The following is a 6587-nucleotide window of genomic DNA, read 5'->3' as shown; positions in this document are numbered from 1 at the left end:
TCAACGGCTGGAACGACCGCAAACACCCCTTCGTCTGGACCAAGACCGCCGACGAAATCCTGAAGAAGGCGCAACCATAAACTATCTAACGACACGCGACACTAGCGGTCGCGGTAGACGAAGCTCGCCACCTGCAGGTACGACATCCGCTCGGCCAAGTTGGTGCTCAGCCGACCGAGCACGTCGTACACGTGCGCGTCCTTGCCGATCACCACTCGCCCGCGGCCCTTCAGCGTGGTCTCGATCATCCGGTGCGCGGCCTTCTCGGCCCGCATGGCGAAGGCCTTCGCGACGATCTCCGGGGTGCCGAGGGTTTGCGCGCTCTCGCGCACCAGGTCGGTCCAGATGGTGCCGGGCAGCACGGTGGTGACGGTGACCTTGGACTTGGCGTTGCGCAGATCCTGCTTGAGGCCGTAAGCGAACGCGGCGACGGCCGCCTTCGAAGCACCGTAGGTCGCGGCTCCCGGGACCGGCACCATCGCGGCCAGACTGGCGGTGACCATCACGACGCCGCCCTCAGGTCGGGCCTCCAGCAGCGGCAGGAACGCGCGCGTCAGTCCGACGGTGCCGTAGAAGTTCACATCCAGGATCTGCTGCATCCGCGCTTCTGGAATACCTGCGGCGCTCTCGAAGTTCTGCGCGATCCCGGCGATGTTGAACAGCCCGTCGACCTGCCCGTGCGCGGCGACGACCTGCGCGGGAAGCTCGGCGACGGCCGCCGAGTCGGCCACATTGAGCACATGCGTGGACAGCCGCGATCCGGCGGCGGCCTCGGCGGCGAGATCGGCCAGACCCGTGTCGCTGAGGTCGGCGGCGGCCACCCGGCCGCCCCGGGACAGCAGTTCGAGGGCGACGCAGCGCCCGATTCCGTTGCCCGCCCCGGTCACCACGAACACACTGTCCTGGATCTTCATCTACGCCTCTTCTCGTTCCGGTCCTGCCCTGTCGTCAGCGTCTCACAGCGCCCCGCGACCGCCCAATGCGAGGTCCGGACCGACGCGGGGGTAGAACGGGAGAGGTGAAACCCTCGACGGCCCCGCGCGCCGACTGCTCCGGGGCCGAGGCATGACGGCGGCACCGAGAACGCTCGTCCCCAGCCTGATCTACGCCGCGCTCACCACGTCGATCGTCAGCTCGCTCGGCATGCTGCTGGTGCCGTCGATCGCCGCCGGCCTCGAGGTGTCAGTGAGCGCCGCCCAGTGGATGCTGACGCTGAACCTGCTGGTGGGCGCCGTCGCGACCCCGATCATGGGGCGCCTCTCCGACGGCGTGAACACCAAACGGCTGCTGCTGGTCTCGCTGCTGGTGATCCTGATCGGCTCGATCGTCGCGGGCACCGCGAGCAATTTCAGCGTCTTCCTCGTCGGCCGCGCCCTGCAGGGCCTGACCTACGGCATCGTCCCGGTGACCATCGTGCTGGCCCGTCGCCATCTCGGGGCCGACCGCGCCGACCCGGCCATCTCGATTCTGTCGGTCACCGTCGCCACCGGCCTCGGGCTCGGCTATCCGCTGACCGGCGTGCTCGCCAGTCTTCTCGACTTCCGCGTCGCCTTCTGGTTCGCGAGCGCCTTTGTGTTGACGGCGATCATCGTGGTGGCCAAGTGGGTTCCCGCCGACGGCGCCGAGGGCCGTTCCCGCCCGTTCGACACCGCCGGGGCGGCCCTGCTGTCGGCGGGTCTGGCCGGGCTGCTCATCGCCGTCAGCCAGGGCGCGCACTGGGGATGGGCGTCGGCGCCCACCCTGCTCGTCGCCCTCGTCGGCGTGCTCTGTCTGGTCGCGTGGACGCTGGTGGAGCTCCGCTCGCGCGATCCGCTGATCAACCTGCGTGTGGTCAAGTCGCCCGACGTCCTGCTGGCCAACCTCACCGCGATCGGGCTCGGTGCCGCCATGTACATGAGCCTGTCGATCGTCAGCATCATGGCGCAGGCGGAGAAGGCCACCGGCTACGGACTCGAGCTGCCCCTGTTCTGGGCCGGTTTCGTGATGCTGCCGCTGTCGGTGGGCAGCCTCGCGGGCAACCGCTTCGTGCGGCGGCTGGGGCCCGGGTCCACCACGACGATGCTCCCGGCCGGCGCATCGTTGATGGCGGCGGCCGCACTCATGCTGTGGGGCACCAACGACGACCTGTGGGAGGTCCTCGTCGGCATGCTCCTGTTCGGCCTCGGCATGGGTGCGGCGTACGCGGCCATGCCGACGCTCATCGCGCGCAATGTCGCGATCTTCGAGGTGGGCAGCGCCGTCAGCTTCAACCAGGTGCTGCGCACCGTGGGCGGTGCGATCGGTAGCGCCGTGGTCGGCGCCGTGCTGGCCGCCCAGCCCGGCGAGCACGGCATCACTATCGCACTCGGGGTGGGCGCGGTGACGGCGACCGTGGTGTTCCTGGCGCTGATCATCAACCAGCTGCGGGCGCGGCGGGCCTCGGCCCGCACGCGACCCTGACGCCGGCCGCCGTCAGCGGTGGGTGAAGTTCGGCTTCCGCTTCTCCGCGAATGCGGCCATGCCCTCGCTCTGATCGTCGGTGGCGAACGCCGAGTAGAACAGGCTCCGCTCCACGCGGATGCCCTCCAGCAGGCCGGACTCGAACGCCCGGTTCACCGCCTCCTTGGCCAGCGACGACGCCACGAGCGACTTGCCGGCGATCTCCGCGGCCACCTTCAGGGCTTCCTCGAGCATCGTGTCGGCCGGCACCAGCCGCGACACCAGCCCCAGACGATCGGCCTCGTCGGCCTTCATCTGCCGACCGGTCAGGATCATGTCCATCGCCTTGGCCTTACCGATCGCGCGGGTCAGCCGCTGCGAACCGCCGATGCCCGGGATCACGCCGAGGTTGATCTCCGGCTGCCCGAACACCGCCGAGTCGCCGGCGATGAGCATGTCGCACATCATCGCCAGCTCACAGCCACCGCCCAGCGCGTAGCCGTTGACCGCCGCGATGGTCGGGGTGCGCAGGGCCGCCAACGCATCCCAGCCGACGAAGAACTGCTCGGACAGCATGTCGCTGTAGTCCTTCTCGGACATCTCCTTGATGTCCGCGCCGGCCGCGAACGCGCGGTCGGAACCGGTGATCACGATGGCGCCCACCGACGGATCGACGTCGAACACCTGCGCCGCGGCCACCACGTCGTTCATCACCTCCGTGTTCAAGGCGTTCAGGGCCTTGGGCCGGTTCAAGGTGATCAGGCCGACGCGGTCGCGCTGCTCGACGAGGATGGTGGCGTACGTGGTCTCAGACATGTGTGTTCTCCTGCTGCTCGGGTCGGCCGGCGGGTACCGGGTCAGGGGTAGGTCAGTTCGAGGTCGGCGGCCAGCGGCGCCGCGAAGCGCGCCACCGCCTCGGCGGTCACGTCGTCGAGGCTGCTGGGCTGCCACGACGGCGTGCGATCCTTGTCGATCACCTGGGCGCGAATGCCCTCGGCGAGGTCCGGATGCTGCAGACACCGCACCGACGTGCGGTACTCGCGCACCAGGGCCTCCCGCAGCGACGACTCGCCGACGGCGGCGCGCAGGGCGGCCAACGTGACCGCGAGCGCGGTCGGCGACTTGGACTCGATGGTGTCGGCCACGTCGTCGCGTCCGGCGCGACGGCAGTTCGCGACGATCTCGCGCACCGAGTCGGCGGCGAAGGCCTCCGCGATCCACTCCCGCTGGGCGGCCAGCGCGGAGGCGGGCGGCGGGGTGGCGAAGTCGGCCAGCGCCTGCTCGACGGTGCCGGTGGCCAGGGCCGCGCGGAATTCGTCGAGTCGATCGGCCGGGACGTAATGATCGGCCGCACCGAGCGCGATCGCGTCGGCGCCGTTGAGGGGCGCCGAGGTCAGCGCCACGTAGGTGCCCAGTTCGTCGGGGATGCGCGAGAGCAGCCAGGTGCCGCCGACGTCGGGCACCAACCCGATACCCACCTCGGGCATGGCCAGGCGGGTACGGTCGGTCACCACCCGGGTGTTGGCGTGCGCGGAGATTCCGACGCCGCCGCCCATCACGATGCCGTCCATCAGGGCGATATAGGGCTTGGGGTACTCGGCGATGTCCGCGTTCATCCGGTACTCGTCGCGCCAGAACTCGGCCGAACCGCTGGCCGTGGCCGCGGCGTCGTCGGTGCCGGCCAGCGCGGCCGCGTCACGGTGAATGGCGACGATGTCGCCGCCCGCGCACAGTCCGCGGGTGCCCGCACCGGCGATCACGACGGCCCGGATCTGCGGATCGTCGGCCCACTCGGCCAGCTTCGCGGCCATCAGCCCCACCATGTCGTGATCGAGCGCGTTGATCGACGACGGTCGGTTCAGCGTCAGCGAACCGATACCCTCCGTCGCCTCGGCGATGACCTTCGGCTGGTCGTGGTCGGGCGCAGGCATGCGGGTCTCCTTGGGGTGACGAGAAAAGACGGCCGGACGAGAAACTCTAACGTCCTCGTATCTATCGTGACCTGCACACCCCGTCCGGTCAACCCGGGCAGGAACATCCCCCGTGTCGCGACCCGCCCCTCGTGTCGCCCGTGCTGCAGCTCTGGCGAGATACGGGACGGGTCGCGAGATCACACACCGCCGATGCGAAACTCCCGGCGAGGAGTGAGAATGCACCCACCCTCGCCGGGAGTCAGCGGTCGGCTCGACTCAGTGAGTCGGCGTCAGGATTTCAGTGGTCTCCCCACCGGAACCCGGGGCGTCGACCCCGTGGAGCCGCTTGTTCTGCCACTTCACCACCGCGAAGGTGATGGCCGCGGCGACCGCCGCGATCACCAGCATGCTGATGAACGACGGCCAGAACCCGGACACCCCGTTGAAGCTCGCGGTGTAACCCTTCTGGACCAACGTCATCGGCGAGATCCAGTACAGCCACTGGAACGGCGCCGGCACGGTCTGGTACATCCAGATGCCGCCGTAGGAGAACAGCTGCAACATCATCCAGGCCAGCGAGGTGATGGCACCCACCACGTAGCCGAACAGGGTGAACAGCACCGATATCAGCGCCACATACATCACCACTGCCGCGCCGGTTATCAGATACACCTGCCACAGACTGACCGGGTTCGGCGACGGCGACAGCATGAAGAACCACACGAGGGCGGCCAGGACCCAGACGGCCACCAGGCTGATGCCCACGACGGCCAAGCCGCGGCGAGCGATGTCACGCACGCTGCGCGGTGCCTCGTTGTCGGTCACGAAGCGGTGACCGCGGAAGCTCATGAACACGACGATCGGGATCAGCATGGTGATGATGATCAGGATCACGACCATGGCGCCGGGACCCATGAACTGGGCCTGCGCGACGTGCTTGTACTCCTTGCCGACCGGCGTCGCGATCAACGCGGCCAGCGAGGTACGACGATCCTGGTCGCCGAAGTCCGGCGCCTGCTCGGCACCGGCGTTCAGACCGGTGCTGAGCTTGCCCGCACCCTCGTCGAGCTGACGCGCGCCGTCGGCGAGCTTGGCGACACCGGCGTCGAGCTTGCCCATGCCCACAGAGAGTTCGTTCGCGCCGCTGGCGAGCTGCCCGCCGCCGTCGACGAGCTTGTTCAGACCACCGCGGTACTGGGCGTTGGGATCGGTGAGCTCGTTGGCCACCTGACGGCTGCCGGCCTTCAGAGCCTGCAGACCCTCGATGAGTTCGGAGACCGTCGCCAGCTGCGACGAGTTCGGGACCACGGCCTGCGCCTGCTTCAGCAGCGCCTCCACCTGCGCCAGCGGGATCTGGCCGGTGATCCGCTCGATGCCGTCGGCGATCTGCGTGGCGCCGGCACCAAGGGTGTCGGTGCCGGCCTGCAGGGTGTACAGACCCTGCGACAGGGTGCCCGCACCGGCGGCGAGCTTGTTGGAGCCTTCGGCCGCCTGGCTGACGCCCGGCGCCAGCTCGTTCTCGATGCCTTCGCGGAGCGTGGTGGTGCCGTCGGCCAGCTGGGTGGAGCCGTCGGCAGCGGTACGGAGACCGTCGCCCAGGCTCTGCACGCCGTCGACCAGGGAACCGACGGTCGTGGTGGCCACGCCCTTCAGCACTGCCTGCTGGATCTTCTCCATCGCCGAGCCACCGATCGAGGAGGCCTTCAACGTGTTGTAGTCGTTGAAGGTCACCGAGATCAGCGCCGGAGCTTCGGTCACCGTCGCGATGTTCGCGAGGGACTCACTGAAGTCCTCGGGGATCTGGATCACGAAGTAGTAGTCACCGTCGCGCAGACCCTCGTAGGCGGCCTTTTCGTCGACCAGCTTGAATCCGAGGGACTGGCTCTCGACGAGGTTGTTGGCCACGCCCGCGCCGGCATCGACTCGATCGGCGCCCTCGCCGTAGCCCACATCGCTGTTGACGATGGCGACGGGCATCTCGTCGACCTTCTTTGTCGGGTCCCAGAGAGCCCACATGTAGATCGCTGAGATGACGAGGGGGATGGTCACCACGATGGCGACGATCAAGCGGAGTAGCCGCGATCGCTGCATCCTGGGTTTCGGTTGCTCGGTGGTCATGCAGTGCTCCGGATCTTGAACGTGACGCGAGACTCGGGGGGTCACAGCGCCTCGTCGACGGGGGTCGTCTAGGCGGCGCGGCCCCGAGATTCAGGACTAACGCCGCTTACCTTAACGTACGCTTCGGTAACCGTCATC

Annotated in this window: 5 protein-coding genes; 1 reads left to right on the top strand and 4 read right to left on the bottom strand. The window is 68.5% G+C overall.

Going from position 1 to position 6587, the window contains the following annotated elements; all coding sequences use genetic code 11:
• Positions 1–101: 101 nt before the first annotated feature.
• Positions 102–914, bottom strand: coding sequence for an SDR family NAD(P)-dependent oxidoreductase (locus ACFFJD_RS14080; protein WP_382365220.1), 813 nt, complete (start codon positions 912–914; stop codon positions 102–104).
• 151 nt (positions 915–1065) lie between these two features.
• On the opposite strand from ACFFJD_RS14080, the gene ACFFJD_RS14075 reads away from it, so the two are divergent.
• Complete coding sequence (locus ACFFJD_RS14075; RefSeq protein WP_382365218.1) at positions 1066–2439, top strand: MFS transporter; 1374 nt, start codon at positions 1066–1068, stop codon at positions 2437–2439.
• Positions 2440–2451: 12 nt separating this feature from the next.
• Here ACFFJD_RS14075 and ACFFJD_RS14070 read toward each other — a convergent pair whose 3' ends face one another.
• The 3 genes from ACFFJD_RS14070 to ACFFJD_RS14060 all read right to left on the bottom strand — a co-directional run bounded on the left by ACFFJD_RS14070 (position 2452) and on the right by ACFFJD_RS14060 (position 6449).
• The gene (locus tag ACFFJD_RS14070; protein WP_382365216.1) at positions 2452–3234 is read right to left on the bottom strand and encodes an enoyl-CoA hydratase; all 783 of its coding nucleotides are present in this window, start codon (positions 3232–3234) and stop codon (positions 2452–2454) included.
• A gap of 41 nt (positions 3235–3275) precedes the next feature.
• Positions 3276–4349 carry an enoyl-CoA hydratase/isomerase family protein gene (locus tag ACFFJD_RS14065; RefSeq protein WP_382365214.1) on the bottom strand — a complete coding sequence of 358 codons (1074 nt, stop codon included), beginning with the start codon at positions 4347–4349 and terminating at the stop codon, positions 3276–3278.
• Between the two features lie 258 nt (positions 4350–4607).
• Positions 4608–6449 carry a YhgE/Pip family protein gene (locus ACFFJD_RS14060; protein ID WP_382365212.1) on the bottom strand — a complete coding sequence of 614 codons (1842 nt, stop codon included), beginning with the start codon at positions 6447–6449 and terminating at the stop codon, positions 4608–4610.
• Positions 6450–6587: the final 138 nt, after the last annotated feature.

It is taken from the genome of Gordonia phosphorivorans, assembly GCF_042432625.1.
GTDB lineage: Bacteria > Actinomycetota > Actinomycetes > Mycobacteriales > Mycobacteriaceae > Gordonia > Gordonia phosphorivorans.
This window is presented reverse-complemented; position numbering and strand designations above follow the sequence as displayed.

Excerpts from the sequence above, each read along its gene's own strand:
- ACFFJD_RS14080 (WP_382365220.1), bottom strand. The coding sequence starts at position 914 with ATGAAGATCCAGGACAGTGTGTTCGTGGTGACCGGGGCGGGCAACGGA.
- ACFFJD_RS14075 (WP_382365218.1), top strand. The coding sequence starts at position 1,066 with ATGACGGCGGCACCGAGAACGCTCGTCCCCAGCCTGATCTACGCCGCG.
- ACFFJD_RS14070 (WP_382365216.1), bottom strand. The coding sequence starts at position 3,234 with ATGTCTGAGACCACGTACGCCACCATCCTCGTCGAGCAGCGCGACCGC.
- ACFFJD_RS14065 (WP_382365214.1), bottom strand. The coding sequence starts at position 4,349 with ATGCCTGCGCCCGACCACGACCAGCCGAAGGTCATCGCCGAGGCGACG.
- ACFFJD_RS14060 (WP_382365212.1), bottom strand. The coding sequence starts at position 6,449 with ATGACCACCGAGCAACCGAAACCCAGGATGCAGCGATCGCGGCTACTC.